We start from the raw sequence: 17,780 nt of genomic DNA, 5'->3' as shown, positions 1-17,780 counted from the left end.
GCATACGAGTCGAGTTTCCTTTAAAAATGATAACTTAATAATGTATCTAAGTAACGGAGGAGAACCAAGTCCAGATGGAGGCGGTTCTCCTTTTTCTGTTGTTTCAAGAAGAATGTTGATGATGAATGCTGTTAATATAAAGATTCTCATATAAAGAAAAATAGATCATATGTGGCTCCCACTAGAGATAAAAACAAAAAATCATAATGATATTAATAGTATGTTTCTTACTGACAGTTTACCTCAGAAACTATTTTACAGCTAAGGTGAAGAACGTGAAATATATTGTTAATTCATGTTTGATAAGAATAATTATATGAAATGCTTATGCTAATAATTAGATTGACATGAAATTATTGTTGTGGTACCGTATGAATGAATATTATTATATTCATTCATACGGTGGAGGTTAATAAAATGGAAGACAAAAAGGCAGATATTTTTAATTGCGGGAAAGAGTTATTCAGTTCCAAAGGATTTAAAGATACAAATGTTTCCGACATTACAAAAATGGCTGGAATAGCGGTGGGCACATTTTATAAATACTATTCCTCGAAAGAGAAGCTTTTCCTAGAAATTTTTCAGAATGAAAACGTGATGCTTAAACAAAGCATTATGAAGTCCGTTGATCTTAACGAAGAACCCATAAGGCTAATCAAGAAATTAATGTCATTAAACATCAGTGGCATGAACTCAAATCCGATCCTGAGAGAATGGTATAACAGAGATGTCTTTAGTAAGATTGAGCAGGAATACCGTGAAGATAACGGAGTCGCTAAATTTGATTTTGTATATAATATTTTTTTTGAACTCGTAAATCAATGGCAAGCTGAAGGAAAAATAAGAAAAGATATCGATGGTGAACTTATAATGGGCTTTTTTCTATCGATTATCAACATTGATAACCATAAGGAAGAGATTGGTTTACAACATTTTCCGCACATTATAGATTACTTAGCAGAGTTTATTATGAAAGGCTTGATGGTAGAATAAATTTAGGTAGGTATTTTATTGTCTATTGATGAATGAATATAAAAATATTCATTCATGAACGGAAGTGTATTATACCAGCGGAAATTACACATTAATTTAATATTATTCAAATAGAATATAAAGTAAAGTGAGGAGATTCAATTTAAACTGCGAAGAAATGCTGGAATATATTGAAGGCAGAGAAAAAGGACATCATGATTAGAAAGACATGGAAAGTGCCACATGTTTGCATAAGGTATTTTGAAATAAATATAAAAAAATTTTATGGAAAGGGGTTGGAATGTGAAAATAAAAATTAACATAAAAATAATTGTGATTGGAGTGATAATAATTATGGGCATCTTTGGATTGGGAGCATTATTTTCGTACAAAGAAATTAATGAAGAAGAACACTTTAGCATGGAGGATATTAATGAAATGCAGGTAAATATGACAAGTGAGCCTGTTCATATTATACGAACAGAAGCAAGCAATGAAGTTAAGTTTCATCTCTATGGTAAATCAATGCAAGATATAAAACTTACCTCTGAAATCAACAATAAGAAAGTTGTTGTAGGGGCAAAACGTAACTTTGAAGGACCAATACCTGAAGATATGTTTTTGGATATATATGTTCCCGAGGAATATGTAAAAAACCTTTCGATTAAAATATCCTCAGGTGCTGTAAAGATGGATTCTTTTGATTTAGCAAATTTTACACTTAATACTTCTTCTGGAAAACTGGATGCTAAACAATTAAATGCTGAAAAAATTTCTATAAATTCCTCTTCAGGAAGCCTTAATATAAAAAAATTAGATGCAAAAGAATTAGAGATAAAAGGCGAATCATCAGTAGTTAACATTGATGAGTGTATCGCTAAAGATGCTAGAATAGAGACTTCTTCGGGTAGCATTACCTTGAAAAATAGCAATGGAAATTTTAATATAAAAGGGAAATCGACAAAAGTCATGGTAGCCTACAAGGAGTTTAAAGATCAGAACATAAATATAGAAACATCTTCAGGAAGTGTTATATTAGAAATACCAAGCACTGCTGAATTTTTAATTGAAGCCACAACTTCTAGTGGGAAATTTCAATCTGATTTTCCTATTAATACGGCAGGGAATACTGATAAAAAGAAGATAAATGGACAAATAGGGATGAAAAATAATAAAGTATTGCTTCAAACTTCATCGGGAAGTATCAAGATATTGAAAAAATAAAATTAATTCGCCATTAAATTAATTTTATTTATACAGCTGTATTTTACAGATCATATGAATTTAAATTATTTGGTAAAATTAATATCATCAATAAAGGCGAAAGAGACAGGCGTATTAATATTAAACTAGATTTATTAATTAGATAAGGAGTTTTTGAGGGGGTAAATAGTGAGCAAAGAATAGCCCAATGAATTCTAATACATTAAGCTATTTACTGATTCTATATAAAAAATATTTTAATATGGCTGTTTTTTTATATATTAAAGTTTAAATTTTTGAACCATATCTGTTAACTTTTGAGCAAGTTCAGCTTGACTTTGTGCTGTTAAGGCCACTTGTTCTATAGCTTTTGTAGTTTCATACATATTATCTTTTATCATTTCAGTTTCTTCACTTGATTTTTGTGATGATTCTGCCATATTTTGAACAGCTTGGCTAACTTCACCAACAGTAGCTGTTATTTCTTCAGACATAGCAGCAATTTCTTCAGACATATTACTTACAAAGTTTGAATCATTATAGTACGTATTACCTACTTCACTATAATCATTAAATTGTTCGTTGACATTTTTATTTATAAAGCCTAATATATCACGGCCTGTACTAATACTACTATTAAATGCTAACTGAACTTTAGCAATAGTATCTTGAATATTTATTACTGCTTCAGATGATTGTTCTGCAAGTGCTCTCACTTCTTCAGCTACTACCGCAAATCCTTTTCCATGCTCTCCTGCTCTTGCCGCTTCAATTGCTGCATTCAATGCAAGTAAATTTGTTTGTTCTGATATACTTCCAATTGTTTCGGCCATAACTTTTATACTATCTACTACTTTTCCATCTTCGATAGCTTTTTGCATCTTTTCTTGCTTTTCAACATACATTACTCTAGTTTCATTAATAGCTTTTTGGCTATTATTTTTAACTTTTATAGATCTTTCCTTAGACTGACTTGCATTATTACTACCTTCCATAGCTTTTGATGAAAGTATATTAACATTGGAATCTACTTCTTCAATAGATGCACTTATTTCCTCTGTTGTAGCACTTGATTCCTGCATTGCAGATGCAATAGTATTTACTGCTTGATCTATTGTAATTGCTTTAGAAGATATTTCTTCAACGGTTGCTGAAAGTTCTTCAGATGCTGCACTTAAGTCTTGTGAATTTTCCATAATTGCTTTTACTAAAGTGCTCACATTTTCTTGTGCCATGTTTAAAGCCATACCTGTTTGCCCAAATTCATCTTTTCTTGTTATTAAAATTTCTGTTGAAAAATCATAAATTGATAGTCTCTCAGCAAGCTCTTTTATTTTTCTTAATGGAACCATTATATTTCTAATTAATATGTATGACATAAACAAAATAATAATAAATGCTACTGCTGTATAAATTATTGTTAAGTTTCTAACACTATTAAACTGAGTTGTATTATTTTGATTAACTTGCTCTGCAACTTTTATATTTGCATCAATACTTTTTTGTATGTTTCCAAGTAAAGAATTCTTAATTGTAGTTAAATCACCATTACTAATTTTAACTGCTTCATCATAGTTATTAGTTTTAGCAAGATCGATTGATTTACTTCTTACCTCTATATATTTTGCTAAGTCATTTTTTAAATTATTATATGTTTGTTCCTCATCTGAGTCTGTAATTAAGCTTTCGTATTCATTCATAATTTGGTCATTTTTCTTATCTAAATCAGTTATAACCTTTAAATAGTCATCCAATTTTGTTTTATCTCTTTCAAAAACCAACCTATTATATGTAGCTCTCATATCATTAATATTGCCCTTTATTTCACCTAAACATTTAATAGATATTAAATTATTTTTATACATATTATCTGCATTACTATTTATTTTTGCCGAACTTAATATCCCTTCTGTTCCTATTGTAATTATAAAAATACAAATTACAAAGAATACTGAAATAAGTTTCTTCTTAACACTTAAATTAATAAATACCTTCACCCAAAATTACCCCTCTTCTAAAATATTTTCATCAATACCACATAATTATATTTATAATTTTTTAGTAATATAAATCCTAAAAATCTATAATTTCGTTTTTTGTAATAATTTCATGAATTTCAACATTTTTATTATATAAATATATTACAAAATACTCATCAAATATAAACGAATGTTTTATACCTGACATATTTCTAAAAATGTGTAATTTTTATATAATTTATAGAATCACTTTACAATATATAAAATATGTCATTTTATATATTACCACATATTATATAACCATTCTACTTAAAACTATCTTTTCACCCTAATTTATCCGTCATTCTTATTAGTACTTTTTACATATTTTTATTAATTTATCCTCTTGCTAAATAGATGATACAATTGATTAACAATAGATAACTAAAGGTCTACGTTATACCCGTTACGGTGAAAAATATCATAAGTAAATGCGAACTTTACCAAAATTGTATATAGAGTCGTTAAACTTAAAGTTTAATGCTTAGTTCAGTTTCCTGAATTGAGTAGGAGTTACACCTGTCCAATTCTTGAAGGCTCTATGAAAAGCACTGGTTTCTGAAAAGCCAAGGACATATGTAATTTCGTCTATTGATATATTTCTATCATTAAGATATTTTTCAGCGATATTCTTACGTGTTTTTTTGACTAACTTAATATAAGATGTATCTTCTTTGTGTAAATATAGTTGCAAGCTTCGTACACTTAGTAATAGTTTTTTTGCAACATTTTTAATTGAAGGTAAATTACATTTTTTAATTTCTTCTAACAGTATTTCAGTAACCATATTGGCATATGTATTATCATTAAATAATTCAAGAACTTCTTCAGCATTTTTCTCAAACAAAAGTAATAATTTTTCATTTGGTTCAATTACAGAAATATTTAATAGCTCACTGTCAAATATTAAAGCATTTGCTGATTTTTCAAAAGATATTTTACATTGAAATATTCTTTCATATTCAGAAGTGTTACTTGGTTTAGAATGAGTAAAATGAACTTCATGTAATTGAAGATTTTCATTGGACAATAATTTAATATATGAAAGCAGTCCAGAAATTTTAAATTCTGAAAATTGTCTGTTATTTTCTAATGATTTATCTAAAGTTATATTACTTAATACAGCGTAATTATCTATAATTTTAAAATCAGAGATACTTGTACTATCAATAATTTTTTCATATCTACAATATTTTGTCCAACACTCCTTTAGGGTAGAACAATTCATGAGCACATATCCTAAAATATTAGAAAATCCCTTTGATAAATGTTCTCCTTGATGAAGGCCTAGATTATCATCGCTAGTTAATATTATAGTAGCTTCTATGATTTTTTGTGCTTCAAATCCTGACAATCTATTATCTGGTGATGATAAAATTAAAGGATTTACACCAGCATGCTTGATAACTTCTTCTATGCTAATCTCATAACCATAAAGATTATTTAAAAAGGATGAAATTTTTGTTGCTGAAATTGACCTAATAAATTGCATATGAATACCGCCTAAAATTTATTTGTTAAAATATTATTTCTATTTGCGTTTTATGTCAATTATTTTGCGTAAACCATCATTTGTAATAACAGTTAAATGTTATATAAATATATTAACATAAAAATTACAAAGGGGATGAAATTATATGAATAAGACCGTATTAATTACAGGTGCATCAAGTGGAATTGGGTTAGAACTTTCAAAATTATTTGCTAGAAATAATTATAATTTAGTTATAGTTTCTCAAAATGAGCAAAACCTTGAAAAAGCAAAAAATATAATTCATAGAGAAAATACTAAAATACAAATCTATGCTATTGCAAAGGATTTATCAAAGAGTTCATCTCCTGATGAAATATTTGAATATACTGTGCAAAATTCTATACAAGTGGATATTTTAGTTAATAATGCTGGAATACAGGTATATGGTAAGTTTCATGATACAAATATAGATGATATTTTAAATTTGGTGAATGTGAACATGTTTGTAATTACAAAATTAACTAGATTATTTGTTGATGGAATGGTTAAAAGAGGTAATGGAAAAATACTTAATCTTGCATCTACAGGTGCTTTTCAACCTTGTCCGTTAAATGCAGCTTATTGTGCTTCAAAATCATTTGTTTTATATCTTTCAGAAGCAATGGGCGAAGAATTGAAAGGTACAGGAGTAAGTATTACAACTCTTTGCCCAGGAGCTACAAAAACAAATTTTGCAAAGCGGGCAAAGATTGAAGACATAAAAATCTTTAGAGGAAAGTTATTGGAGCCAAGTAAGGTGGCTGAAATAGGTTATAAAGCTTTAATGAAAGGTAAATCCCTGGTTATTACAGGTCTTTCCAATAAACTCCTTGCTCAATCTGTCAGATTTATTCCAAGAAGTATGGTCATAAAAATTGGAATGAATATGATGAAGAAATAGTTAGTGATTTATTAAAGATAAAAAAATGTACATGGTGCATTTACTACGCATTTTCACATACTTCACTGACCACACTATTTGGTAGCTTTCTAGATTCATGGATGTAGGAGCTTCCAAATTCCGTATAGAGTTCTGCATTTTTTCTGAGTGCCAAATAATATTTCTGTCTATTATATCCATCTAGGCTCAAAGCACTTGATGGATAATGCTTTACACATATACCGCAGCTTCCATTCTTTTTATATAAGATTCAGCTAGTGTTAAGGTTTCTAAGTTATATTATTAATAGAGGATGATTTGGCAGACAATATAATATGATGGATTTTTGAAACACAACTGTCAAAGTATTCTTATACAATTAATTTATAAATTTATTAATACATGAGATTGGTAATAAAAAATAAAATTGAAAAGGAAGCGTTATTATGAAAAACAAAAGTATTAAAAGTAAAGTTCTTGCAGGAATTCTTATGGGAAGTATGATGATTACATCTGCAACTGCAGTATTTGCAGCTGGCACAACAGATGCAACGAACAATTCAAAAAGTTCAAAATTTAGCTTTAAGGGTGGAGAACACAAAGATAAGTTTAAAACGGTTATTGCTAATTTAGTTACAGAAGGAACTATAACATCAACTCAAGAAACAGCTATAGAAACAGCGCTTACTCCACAAGGTAAAAATAAGGATGGGGATCATAAAAATATGTTCACAAATAAACTTGCGGAGTTAGTTACAGCAGGAACTATAACTTCAGATGAACAAACAGCTATAACAACTGCTTTTACTAGTGCTAAAGGTGACTTCAAAACTGTTCTTGCAGATTTAGTTACAACAGGAACTATAACTTCAACTCAAGAGACTGCTATAGAAACGGCTCTTATTCCACAAGGTAGAAACAAGGATGGAGATCATAAAAATATGTTCACCAATAAACTTGCAGAGTTAGTTACAGCAGGAACTATAACTTCAGATGAGCAAACAGCTATAACAACTGCTCTTACTAGTGCTAAAGGTGATTTTAAAACTGCTCTTGCAGATTTAGTTACAGCAGGAACTATAACATCAACTCAAGAAACAGCTCTAGAAACAGCTCTTACTCCACAAGGTAAAAATAAGGATGGAGATCATAAAAATATGTTCACCAATAAACTTGCAGAGTTAGTTACAGCAGGAACTATAACTTCAGATCAACAAACAGCTATAGAAACTGCTCTTGCTAGTGCTAAATAAAATTTAATTAACGTAAACACATATTTGAATAACAAAAGTGCTCTAAGTGGAATAATCACTCCACTTAGAGCACTTTATTATATAACAGTTTCTTTTTTCAGCTTCCAAAGTGCTAATATAAAACTGCCTAAGGAAAGACAGATAAATACGATTGTCACAAGTAATAAGTTTTGCCAATCAATAGAAGTTCCCAAAATCAAACTCCGCAGGCAGTTTATAATATGAGTGAAAGGATTTATCATTACTGCAATTTTTAAGATTCCACATATACTTTCCATGGGAAATAATGCTGTGCTAGTAAAGAATATAGATAGTACAATGAGATTCATGATTGTTTCATAAATTACTTCATTTGGGAGACATAGACTAATAGCATATGAGAGACCTGACATAAAAAATGCTGCAAGGAAAATAAGTGGCAGCATCAGAAACAATCCAGTAAATCCTGATGCAATACGTACAGACAAGAATAAAGACAATATAAACATAATAGCTATTTCAATAAATGAAAGCAAAACTGAATCTAACATTTGTCCAAGAACAATGGAGTGTCTTTTTACAGGTGCTATTAATATCCTGTAGAAACTGCCTTTAGACTTTGCTATAAAATTGAGATAGCCGCCACTGCTGCAACAAGAAAGTGTAACAAGCACCATTATCCCTGGGAGAATAAAGGCTGTATAGTTGCCACCGGACATGTTTTGCATAGACTCACCTGCGATTGCGCTATATAAAACCAGCCAAATGAGTGGTTGTATAATGGTAAGTAAGATTGAAATAGGGTTTTGAAAGCGCCACTTCATACTGCGCCATAAAATATTGATTGTATCCATTTAGTTATCTCCCTTCACTGCCAGTTAACTTCAAGAATATATCTTCAAGGCTAGGCTGAACAATTTCTATAGACTTAAAATAAATATCTTTTTCTAGAAGCCATTTGTTAACATTTTGAAAAGTTCTTTGATTATCTTCAGTATCGGCAAAAATTGAACATTCGCGTATAGTCATTGATGGTAGTATGTGTGTTTTAGCAATTATCGCTGCACAATTTTTGGCTTTTTCTATATCAGAAAAACCTATGCGGAGTATATTTTGTTTAGTATATTGCCTAAGACTTCTTGGTGTTCCCTGTGCTAATTCACAGCCCTCTTTCATAATACAAATGGTATCACTAAGTTCATCAGCTTCTTCAAGATAATGCGTGGTTAGAAAAATAGTTGTTTTAAAATCATCTCGAATTTTTTGCATGACTTCCCACATGGCTCTTCGGGATGTAATGTCCATACCAACAGTTGGTTCGTCTAAAAAAAGTACCTTAGGCATGGATATCATATTCATTGCAATATCCAATCGGCGTTTTACTCCTCCAGAGTAGGAAGCAACAGGATATTTCAAATATTGTGACAATCCAAAGCTGTCAATTAGGGTGTTAATCCTTTTTTTAGCTATATCACTGTCCACCTTGTAAAGTCTGCTTTGAAATATCATATTTTCCATAAGAGATAGATGCTCATCAATAGAAACATTTTGTGCAACACAGGCAATTTGTGTACGGACCCAACCAGGATCCTTGCATAAATCTTTACCTAACATGGTTACATTTCCAGATGTAGGTTTGTAAAGTGTTGTTAATATATTTATAAGAGACGATTTTCCTGCACCATTTGGCCCTAGCAAGGAAAAAATTTCGCTGGAGTTTACTTTCAAACTTAAACCATCCAAGGCTCTGAAACCATTTTTATACTCTTTAACTAATTTATCAATTACAATTGCTGACATTCTATTCCTCCTCTTTAATTGGGAACAGGATTTCTGTAATATATTTATTGGGATTGCCTTTTAAGACCATTCCTGGTCCTTTGATGTAAACTTCACGAAATGGAGGGTGTAAGGTCAGGTTATTTTCCCGTGAATAACAGTCAATTGCTTCGTATGCGTGCCCAATAGTTTCATAAGGACCAACATGAGTAACGCAAAGAGCCTTTATTCGTGGCACATTTTTTGCTGTAATACCATTTCCATTTGGTGTTTCAGCAGTGGGAACACATAATTCCATTTCACCTATATTCGTTTGCTGATCCATCGCATAATAACAGAAAAATGGTGCGCCGTTTGATTTGCCACGAATAGATTTAAACACATTGGGAAATACTTTATTTGCTTGAGTAGCAATGCCTTTATATTTTATAAAAGCCACCCTGATAGGTTCAATATCTCTAATTTCAATTTCATAATTCATTTATTCTTCACTTCTCTCTTTTTTAATTGCAATCCAGACTTCCGCATGACCGCCTTTTGAGTCATTAGTGTTGACAGGATAAACTTCTATATCAGGAAGTTGCGCATATTCATATCCTGAAAAGGGAAGCCATTCTGTAAGAAACCTCTTGAATATTGTCTGTACTGATTCCTTAAAGTGGCCGTTACATTCAAAGATCACCCATGTGGCAGCAGGTATATCAAATTCAACCATGCCATTGGGTACAGGCTTATCTGTTGATGCTGCAATGTAATAATAAATATTTTGCGGATTTGTATAGGCTGTGACACCAAGAATGTTGCATGAATCTTTGTTTGTCAGTTCACAAATATCAGAAAATAACGTACTTCCAAGCATCCTATCCCAAAATATAGGAACAATTTTTTGGTTTTGTTCCATATCCTCTTGTAATGAAATCTTAGCTCCAACAATTCTTATTGCTTCTTTTGTTTCAATTCTATAACTCATATTCTCGCCTCCAGTGACTAAAATTGAAAAACTGATTGGTGGGTAAGAGTTTAATAAGGTGCCTTGTACTCGAGCAACAGTTGGAGACACACCATGAACACTTTGAAATGCACGATTAAAAGCTGTTGGGGATTTATAACCATATTTTAAACCTATATCCATCACTTTAATATCACTTGTCTGTAAATCAAAGGCTGCAGATGTCATACGTCTACGTCGTATATATTCAGATAAGGGGATACCAGCAATATAAGAAAACATACGTTGGAAATAATATGTTGAGCAGCAAGCAATTTTCGCAGCTTCATCGTAAGAAATATCATCAGTTAAATTTCTTTCTATATAAACAATTGCCTGACTTATCTTTTTCAGCCATTCCACTTCTATCACATCCCTCTTTATGCTAAAGTTTAGCACAATATAAATTATATATCCTCTCTTTTGATGCCCAATTTTGTAAACTATTTATAGGAGTGTTTTTGATTAAAAAAAAGAACCTATAATACGTTTTCTATTCCAAGAAAAAATATTATAATATAGTAGCTTGAGGTGCTAGAATAATTAAATGGAAATTGTTAGAGCTAAATTATCATGATATACTATAAATGGTAAATGATTATTATAATAAATAATTAAATTGCAAACTGGAGATACAGAGAAGATAAATGTCAGATTAGTTATACATCTCACGAATAAATAGAAATTTATTGGAGGCTACAATGTTTTCATATAATAATATTGAAAAATTTAATGAAACTGAAATTAAGATATATAAGTTTATTGTAGGTAATGGAGAAAAAGTTCCTTATATGACAATTCGAGAATTGGCTGATGCGATTAAGGTATCTACATCAACAATCCTTAGATTCTGCAATAAATTAGACTGCGACGGATATAATGAATTCAAAGAAAAGCTTAAGAAATATGTATGTAAAATTCAGGAAATGCCACCACAAAGTGATGTGACTGAGATATTAAATTACTTTAATAAAACAAACACCAATTCCTTTGAGCAGAAAATAGAGGAAGGTGCCAATTTCATTAGAAAAGCGGAAACGCTTATATTTATAGGTTCTGGTTCATCTGGAGCACTCGCCAAATATGCAGCAAGATATTTCTCTAATTTGGGGAAGTTTTCAATAGGATTAGAAGATACGCTTTATCCAATTACAAAAGATATGAAGAATACAGTGGTAATTGCACTCTCAGTTTCAGGAGAAACAAAAGGGGTTATAAATTTAATAAATCAGTTCAAAATTAATAAATCTAATATTTTGAGCATAACAAATCAATCTAATTGTACTATTGCCCAAATATCAGACTGGAACATTTCTTACAATATGAATATACATGAAGTTAATGGTGGATACAATGCTACCACGCAGGTGCCAGCATTATTTCTCATAGAAGCATTGTCAAGAAGAATATGAATTTTGAAACATCTTGTTACTAGTTATGTAACAAGATGTTTTTTATACTATTTATAAACAGAACTTAGAAAGGAGTAAAATATGAAAACAGAACTAGAAAAATGTATGGCAGGAGAAAATTATAAGTGTCACGATGAAATTTTTTTAGGATATAAAAAGATAGCAAAAACATTACTTACAAAATATAACAGTCTTCCTTATGACCATAAGTCAGAAAAAAGAGAAGTTTTAGAGCACCTCTTTGGTAGTATAGGTACTAATGTATCAGTCGGCTCTCCATTTATCTGTGATTATGGATGCAATATTTATTTGGGTAACAATGTATCAGTTAATATGAATTGTATTTTTGTAGATTGTAACAAAATCACTATAGGCAATAATGTCCTAATTGCATCTAATGTACAAATTTATACAGCAACTCATCCCATAGAGCTGGAAGAACGATTAACACCAAATTGGAATCAAGAAAGTGGAGAATATTTTTGTCGTACCTATGCACTTCCTGTTACTATAGGTGATGGATGTTGGATTGGAGGTGGCGTCATTATTTTGCCTGGAGTAAATATTGGAAATGGTACTGTTATAGGAGCAGGTAGTGTTGTAACAAAGGATATTCCTGAAAACTCAGTAGCAGTTGGAAATCCATGTAGAGTAATTCGAAAAATTAATGGAGCTTGCAAACATGATTAAAATGGTGGCATTTGATTTTGACGGAACAATAGCTGACTCAATTCCTATGTGTATTAAAGCATTCAAAAAAGCCATATCACCTTATGCAGGACATGAGCTCACAAAATCTGAGATTCTTCAGACATTTGGTCTTAATGAGATAGGAATGGTTAAAGCAGTTGTAAAAGACAATTGGAAGTTAGCTCTTCAAGATTTCTATTTTTATTATGAGAAAATGCATAATAGCTGCACTGAACCTTTTCCACAGATATGTGATTTAATTAAGTACTTGAAAGAGAAAAATATTATTGTAGCATTGATTACCGGAAAAGGACAAAAAAGCTGTGATATCTCTTTAAATAAGTTAGGTATGGAAAATTACTTTAGTGACATAATGGTAGGAGATGAAATACATCTTAATAAAGAAGAATCTATTTTAAAGCTGCTAAAAAAATACTCTGTTAAGAATGATGAGTTTTATTATGTAGGTGATGCACTTTCAGATGTATCATCTTGTAGAGAGATTGGTGTAACCTGTCTATCAGCAGCATGGTCAGATAGTGTTGACTTGGAAGAACTAAAAAAAATTAATATGACTTATATATTTAACAATATTTATAGTTTAAAGATATTTTTAGAATCAAAACTATCATAAGTAAGTGCCATAAGCCATAAGTATTGTAAGGTATTGATTTTAAGTTTAATTTTATGTATGAGTGATAATAAAAAATACTTATAAAGAATAGTAAAATGGCTGAAATCATAGTACGATTTCAGCCGTTTTCCCATTTGTTAGTATAATCCAGAACTTATAAGCCTCTTTCTAATTTGAGGCCCAATCAATGATGCAATTAGCATTTTTACTATATCTCCTGGAATAAATGGAAGTACACCAACTGCTAACGCTTTATTGAATCCAATATGTGCTTCATATGCTAGCCATGCGCTTCCAAATATATATGTTACGATTGTACCGAGTACCATCCCTAAGAAACACATATAAATTTTGCTTGAAAATTTATCGATAAAAATACCGCTAATAAATGCCATGAAAATAAATCCAATTAAATATCCACCTGTTGGGCCGAATAATTTAGGGAATCCTCCAGAAAACCCTGAAAATACAGGTAGTCCTACAAGGCCTATGAAAAGATAAACTATATAACTAAGTGTCCCTCTTTTTCCTCCAAGTGCATATACTGCAAAATAAATTGCAAGATTAGTTAATGAAATTGGAACTATTCCAATTGGTAGTGATAGGGGTCCTAATATACAAATAACCGCTGCTATAACTCCCACCAACGTTAATTGACGAGTATTAATTCTTTTTGTTTTTTCCATAATTTATTCTCCTTCTATTTTTGAATATCAAAACCAAGTTTTGTAAGCATAATCTTATCTTGCTTAGTATTATTTCCTACAGTGGTTAACATATCGCCAGTAATTGTTGCATTGGCACCAGAAAGAAAGATTTTCGTGCCTCCATCTACAAAATAGTTTCTGCCAGCTGCCATGCGAATATAAGCAGTTGGATTTAAGATACGAAAAATTGCTATTGTTCTTAAAATGTCCTCATGACATATTCTTTCTAAATTGCCAAATGGAGTACCTTTTATTGGCATTAATACATTGATTGGTATTGATACAACTCCAAGTTCTGATAAACTAATAGCCATATCAATTCTATCTTCCCATGTTTCACCCATTCCTATAATTCCACCTGAACAAACATTAAGTCCTACCTTTTGAGCAAGTTTAATTTCTTTAATTTTGTCTTCATATGAATGTGTAGTGCAAATATTATGAAAGTTTCTTTTAGAAGTTTCAATATTTTCATGATACATTGTAACTCCAGCTTCCTTTAAGCGTATAAATTCTTCTTCGGTCAAAAAACCATGTGATGCACACAAGTTAACCTTACATTCCTCATGCATTTTTTTATAGGCTTCTATTGCTTTATCAAAATCAGTACCAGTTAATGATCTTCCAGCGGTAACAATAGAGTAGCGATGTACGCCATTTGATTCATTTTTTTTACAATCTTCTAAAATTACATCTGGATCTAAAAAAGCATATTCTTCAATTCCAGTATTATGGTGAGCAGACTGAGCACAGAATTTACAATTTTCACTACATCTTCCGCTGCGTCCATTAATAATTGTACAAAGGTCTACTTTTTGTCCACATAATTTTTCACGAATTTTATTGGCTCCAGCGCAAAGTTCTTCTAATTTTGTAGTTAATAAAAATTCTAAATTATCATTTCTTGTCAAACGCTTTCCGGTTATAATTTCTTCAGTTAGTTCTTTCATAGTAGTTTACCTCCATGTAAGATTATCAGAATAAACTTTAATTTAGTATATAATGTATATTACACATTGTCAACCTGTATTTGTAGTTAAGTTCACAATAGAAATGTAAAAAAAGAGGTGAGAAAATTAGAATATCGCACTTTAGAGGCAGATGCTTATGTTTATATCCATGACTAAAAACTGTCAATCATATTAAAGAACAATACTTGACATTAAAAATGAAAATTATTATACTATTATCAAATTGATGAAATTAAAGTCTCGTATAACTCCAATAATATGGTTTGGAGGTCTCTACCAGGAACCAATAATTCTTGATTACGAAGAAGATGCAATTCTGTGCATTTTCTTTGTAATCAGGAATTTTTTTTTATCATTTTGCAATTTAATAATATATATAAATTAGGAGGAGAATATGAACTTGGTGAATTTACCTAAAATTGAACTTCACTGCCATATAGATGGCAGCCTTAGACCACAGACAATAATTGATATAGCAAAGAAGGAGGGTATCGATATTCCTTCTTTTGATAAGGATGAGATTAAAAGAGAGATTACGGCTCCATTAGAGTGTAAATCTCTTGATGAATATTTGAAGACATTTACAATACCTAATTTAGTAATGCAGTCAAAAGAGAGCCTAAGAAGAATTACTTTCGAGCTTTTTGAGGATGCATCACAAGAAAATGTGAAATATATGGAGGTACGATTTGCTCCTTTACTACATACTGCACAAGGGCTAGCTGTAGAAGAAATAATACAAAGTGTAATAGATGGTATTAAGGATGCAGAGGAGAAATATGATATAAAAGGCAACTTAATATTGTCATGTATGAGAATTATGCCTGTAGATAGAGTTTTTGAGGTAGTAGAAAAAGGTAGGCAATTCCTTGGAAGAGGAGTTGTTGGAATAGATTTATGTGCATCTGAAGAGGACGGTTTTTGCAAAAAATTCATAGAACCTATAGCATTAGCTAGACAGTATGGATACCGAGTAACGATTCATGCTGGTGAAACGGGAATAGGTAAAAATGTATTAGAAGCAGTTGAACTTTTAGGTGCAGAAAGAATTGGTCATGGAGTATTTATAAAGGATTGCATTGAAGCATATAATATTGTTAAGGAAAGAAAAGTTACTCTTGAGATGTGTCCAACAAGTAATGTACAAACAAAAGCAGTGAATAGTTTTAATGAACATCCAATATATGATTTTTACAAGGATGGAATAAGAGTAACCGTGAATACTGACAATAGAACGGTATCAGATACAAATATGACTCAGGAATGTAATATATTGTTTGAGGAATTTAATATTACTTATGAAGATTATAAACAAATTTACTATAATAGTGTTGAAGCATGTTTTGCTGATTTATGCACAAAACAGAAATTAAAAAAGTATATGAAATTTTAATTTCATATTTCTCAGCTAGGTAAAACATTATTTCTTGCCTTGAATGAATTGCATTATAGGGGGAAGAGCAAATTAAATTTTATAATTTCAAATAAAATTATACATAATACAAAATAAAGGGATATTATATAAGTTTAAGTAAAAATAAATTTATACATAATTTATTCATTGATATTTAAATTGTGTTATAATATTATAGAAATAAAAACAAAATTTAAGGGGGCTATTTTTTATGTCAAGAGTATATAATTTTTCAGCAGGTCCTGCTGTATTACCAGAAGAGGTGCTTAAAGAAGCAGCAGAAGAAATGTTAGATTACAATGGTACTGGTATGTCAGTAATGGAAATGAGTCATCGTTCCAAATCATTTGAGGGAATTATTGGGGACGCTGAAAAAACATTAAGAGAATTAATGAATATTCCAGACAATTACAAGGTATTATTCCTTCAAGGTGGGGCATCACAACAATTTGCAATGATTCCAATGAATTTAATGAAAAACAAAGTTGTAGATCATATTATCACAGGGCAATGGGCGAAAAAAGCAGCATCAGAAGCAAAAATATATGGAAAAGTTAATATTTTAGCTTCTTCAGAAGATAAAACTTTCACATATATACCAGATATGAAAGATATAAAGATCAGTGATGATGCTGACTATGTTTATATATGTCACAACAATACAATTTATGGAACTAAGTTCAACGAATTACCAAACGTTGGAGATAAAATATTGGTAGCTGATATGTCATCAGACATTTTATCAGAACCAGTTGATGTAACTAAGTATGGATTAATTTTTGCTGGAGTTCAAAAGAATATAGGACCTGCAGGAATGGTTGTAGTAATAATTCGTGAAGATTTAATTACAGATAACGTGTTACCAGGAACTCCAACTATGTTAAAATATAAAATTCATGCAGATAACAATTCATTATATAATACACCACCAGCATATGGAATATACATATGTGGAAAAGTATTTAATTGGGTTAAAAACTTAGGTGGACTAGAAGCAATGAAGAAGATTAATGAAGAAAAAGCTTCTATATTATATAACTACCTTGATTCAAGCAGCATGTTTAAAGGAACAGTTGTAAAGAAGGATCGTTCTTTAATGAATGTACCATTTGTAACTGGTTCAGATGAATTAGATGCTAAGTTTGTAAAGGAATCTAAGGCAGCTGGATTCGAAAACTTAAAGGGACACAGATCTGTTGGCGGTATGAGAGCAAGTATATACAATGCTATGCCAATAGAAGGTGTTAAAGCTTTAGTAGAATTTATGAAGAAATTCGAAGCAGAAAATAAATAATAAAAAGTGTAAGAAAATATAAATATTAGAAAGAACTCCTTATCCAAATTGTTTGGACAAGGAGTTCTTTTAT

At 30.7% G+C, this 17,780-nt stretch carries 17 protein-coding genes, 1 pseudogene and 1 riboswitch; of the genes and pseudogenes, 9 read left to right on the top strand and 9 right to left on the bottom strand.

Features of this window, described 5'->3' with window-relative positions; all coding sequences use genetic code 11:
- The first annotated feature begins 417 nt into the window (after positions 1-417).
- Positions 418-993 carry a TetR/AcrR family transcriptional regulator gene (locus psyc5s11_RS27290; RefSeq protein WP_224035572.1) on the top strand — a complete coding sequence of 192 codons (576 nt, stop codon included), beginning with the start codon at positions 418-420 and terminating at the stop codon, positions 991-993.
- A 282-nt stretch (positions 994-1,275) separates the two neighbouring features.
- A complete protein-coding gene (locus psyc5s11_RS27285) occupies positions 1,276-2,196 on the top strand; it encodes a DUF4097 family beta strand repeat-containing protein (protein ID WP_224035571.1) in 921 nt (306 codons plus the stop codon).
- A gap of 260 nt (positions 2,197-2,456) precedes the next feature.
- On the opposite strand, the gene psyc5s11_RS27280 is transcribed toward psyc5s11_RS27285, so the two are convergent.
- Entirely contained in the window at positions 2,457-4,172 is a 1,716-nt protein-coding gene (locus tag psyc5s11_RS27280) for a methyl-accepting chemotaxis protein (RefSeq protein ID WP_224035570.1), read from the bottom strand.
- Positions 4,173-4,677: 505 nt separating this feature from the next.
- Positions 4,678-5,685, bottom strand: coding sequence for an AraC family transcriptional regulator (locus psyc5s11_RS27275; protein ID WP_224035569.1), 1,008 nt, complete (start codon positions 5,683-5,685; stop codon positions 4,678-4,680).
- A 145-nt stretch (positions 5,686-5,830) separates the two neighbouring features.
- Between psyc5s11_RS27275 and psyc5s11_RS27270 the strand changes: the two genes are divergently transcribed.
- Positions 5,831-6,607, top strand: coding sequence for an SDR family NAD(P)-dependent oxidoreductase (locus psyc5s11_RS27270; protein WP_224035568.1), 777 nt, complete (start codon positions 5,831-5,833; stop codon positions 6,605-6,607).
- Positions 6,608-6,618: 11 nt separating this feature from the next.
- Here the strand turns inward: psyc5s11_RS27270 and psyc5s11_RS28160 are convergent.
- Positions 6,619-6,854, bottom strand: a pseudogene (locus psyc5s11_RS28160) (epoxyqueuosine reductase); the annotation flags it as partial.
- Positions 6,855-7,032: 178 nt separating this feature from the next.
- Here psyc5s11_RS28160 and psyc5s11_RS27265 point away from each other — a divergent pair.
- Positions 7,033-7,839: a hypothetical protein gene (locus psyc5s11_RS27265; protein ID WP_224035567.1), complete on the top strand. Its 807-nt coding sequence runs from the start codon at positions 7,033-7,035 to the stop codon at positions 7,837-7,839.
- Positions 7,840-7,916: 77 nt separating this feature from the next.
- Here psyc5s11_RS27265 and psyc5s11_RS27260 read toward each other — a convergent pair whose 3' ends face one another.
- The 4 genes from psyc5s11_RS27260 to psyc5s11_RS27245 are packed head-to-tail and all read right to left on the bottom strand — an operon-like array spanning position 7,917 to position 10,948.
- Positions 7,917-8,672, bottom strand: a complete 756-nt coding sequence (locus psyc5s11_RS27260; protein WP_224035566.1) for an ABC transporter permease — start codon at positions 8,670-8,672, stop codon at positions 7,917-7,919.
- A 4-nt stretch (positions 8,673-8,676) separates the two neighbouring features.
- The gene (locus tag psyc5s11_RS27255) at positions 8,677-9,618 is read right to left on the bottom strand and encodes an ABC transporter ATP-binding protein (protein WP_224035565.1); all 942 of its coding nucleotides are present in this window, start codon (positions 9,616-9,618) and stop codon (positions 8,677-8,679) included.
- 1 nt (position 9,619) lies between these two features.
- A complete protein-coding gene (locus psyc5s11_RS27250; protein WP_224035564.1) occupies positions 9,620-10,078 on the bottom strand; it encodes a GyrI-like domain-containing protein in 459 nt (152 codons plus the stop codon).
- Entirely contained in the window at positions 10,079-10,948 is an 870-nt protein-coding gene (locus psyc5s11_RS27245) for an AraC family transcriptional regulator (RefSeq protein ID WP_224035563.1), read from the bottom strand.
- Positions 10,949-11,286: 338 nt separating this feature from the next.
- Here psyc5s11_RS27245 and psyc5s11_RS27240 point away from each other — a divergent pair, with 338 nt between their 5' ends.
- From psyc5s11_RS27240 to psyc5s11_RS27230, 3 genes are all read left to right on the top strand, one after another.
- Positions 11,287-11,997 (top strand): MurR/RpiR family transcriptional regulator, encoded by a 711-nt coding sequence (locus psyc5s11_RS27240; RefSeq protein ID WP_224035562.1) that lies wholly within the window; start codon positions 11,287-11,289, stop codon positions 11,995-11,997.
- Between the two features lie 81 nt (positions 11,998-12,078).
- The gene (locus tag psyc5s11_RS27235; protein ID WP_224035561.1) at positions 12,079-12,687 is read left to right on the top strand and encodes a sugar O-acetyltransferase; all 609 of its coding nucleotides are present in this window, start codon (positions 12,079-12,081) and stop codon (positions 12,685-12,687) included.
- Positions 12,680-13,321, top strand: a complete 642-nt coding sequence (locus psyc5s11_RS27230; RefSeq protein ID WP_224035560.1) for an HAD family hydrolase — start codon at positions 12,680-12,682, stop codon at positions 13,319-13,321. Before psyc5s11_RS27235 ends, psyc5s11_RS27230 begins: the two co-directional genes overlap by 8 nt.
- Positions 13,322-13,458: 137 nt before the next feature.
- On the opposite strand, the gene psyc5s11_RS27225 is transcribed toward psyc5s11_RS27230, so the two are convergent.
- Complete coding sequence (locus tag psyc5s11_RS27225) at positions 13,459-14,007, bottom strand: biotin transporter BioY (RefSeq protein WP_224035559.1); 549 nt, start codon at positions 14,005-14,007, stop codon at positions 13,459-13,461.
- A 14-nt stretch (positions 14,008-14,021) separates the two neighbouring features.
- The gene (gene bioB, locus psyc5s11_RS27220; RefSeq protein WP_224035558.1) at positions 14,022-14,978 is read right to left on the bottom strand and encodes a biotin synthase BioB; all 957 of its coding nucleotides are present in this window, start codon (positions 14,976-14,978) and stop codon (positions 14,022-14,024) included.
- A 241-nt stretch (positions 14,979-15,219) separates the two neighbouring features.
- A riboswitch (purine riboswitch) is annotated at positions 15,220-15,319 on the top strand.
- Positions 15,320-15,393: 74 nt separating this feature from the next.
- Here bioB and add point away from each other — a divergent pair.
- Complete coding sequence (add, locus tag psyc5s11_RS27215; RefSeq protein ID WP_224035557.1) at positions 15,394-16,392, top strand: adenosine deaminase; 999 nt, start codon at positions 15,394-15,396, stop codon at positions 16,390-16,392.
- Positions 16,393-16,624: 232 nt separating this feature from the next.
- On the top strand, positions 16,625-17,707 hold the full coding sequence (serC, locus tag psyc5s11_RS27210) for a 3-phosphoserine/phosphohydroxythreonine transaminase (protein ID WP_224035556.1): 1,083 nt from the start codon (positions 16,625-16,627) through the stop codon (positions 17,705-17,707).
- Positions 17,708-17,780 lie beyond the last annotated feature (73 nt).

Source organism: Clostridium gelidum (assembly GCF_019977655.1).
Lineage (GTDB): Bacteria > Bacillota > Clostridia > Clostridiales > Clostridiaceae > Clostridium > Clostridium gelidum.
Note: the sequence above shows the minus strand (reverse complement) of the source record. Positions and strands in the feature narration are given on the sequence as shown.

Bases quoted from the DNA above. Each gene is read 5' to 3' on its own strand.
- psyc5s11_RS27235 (WP_224035561.1), top strand. From the start codon at position 12,079: ATGAAAACAGAACTAGAAAAATGTATGGCAGGAGAAAATTATAAGTGT.
- bioB (WP_224035558.1), bottom strand. From the start codon at position 14,978: ATGAAAGAACTAACTGAAGAAATTATAACCGGAAAGCGTTTGACAAGA.
- psyc5s11_RS27255 (WP_224035565.1), bottom strand. From the start codon at position 9,618: ATGTCAGCAATTGTAATTGATAAATTAGTTAAAGAGTATAAAAATGGT.
- psyc5s11_RS27270 (WP_224035568.1), top strand. From the start codon at position 5,831: ATGAATAAGACCGTATTAATTACAGGTGCATCAAGTGGAATTGGGTTA.
- psyc5s11_RS27240 (WP_224035562.1), top strand. From the start codon at position 11,287: ATGTTTTCATATAATAATATTGAAAAATTTAATGAAACTGAAATTAAG.
- psyc5s11_RS27275 (WP_224035569.1), bottom strand. From the start codon at position 5,685: ATGCAATTTATTAGGTCAATTTCAGCAACAAAAATTTCATCCTTTTTA.
- psyc5s11_RS27265 (WP_224035567.1), top strand. From the start codon at position 7,033: ATGAAAAACAAAAGTATTAAAAGTAAAGTTCTTGCAGGAATTCTTATG.
- psyc5s11_RS27260 (WP_224035566.1), bottom strand. From the start codon at position 8,672: ATGGATACAATCAATATTTTATGGCGCAGTATGAAGTGGCGCTTTCAA.
- psyc5s11_RS27230 (WP_224035560.1), top strand. From the start codon at position 12,680: ATGATTAAAATGGTGGCATTTGATTTTGACGGAACAATAGCTGACTCA.
- add (WP_224035557.1), top strand. From the start codon at position 15,394: ATGAACTTGGTGAATTTACCTAAAATTGAACTTCACTGCCATATAGAT.
- psyc5s11_RS27225 (WP_224035559.1), bottom strand. From the start codon at position 14,007: ATGGAAAAAACAAAAAGAATTAATACTCGTCAATTAACGTTGGTGGGA.
- psyc5s11_RS27290 (WP_224035572.1), top strand. From the start codon at position 418: ATGGAAGACAAAAAGGCAGATATTTTTAATTGCGGGAAAGAGTTATTC.
- serC (WP_224035556.1), top strand. From the start codon at position 16,625: ATGTCAAGAGTATATAATTTTTCAGCAGGTCCTGCTGTATTACCAGAA.
- psyc5s11_RS27250 (WP_224035564.1), bottom strand. From the start codon at position 10,078: ATGAATTATGAAATTGAAATTAGAGATATTGAACCTATCAGGGTGGCT.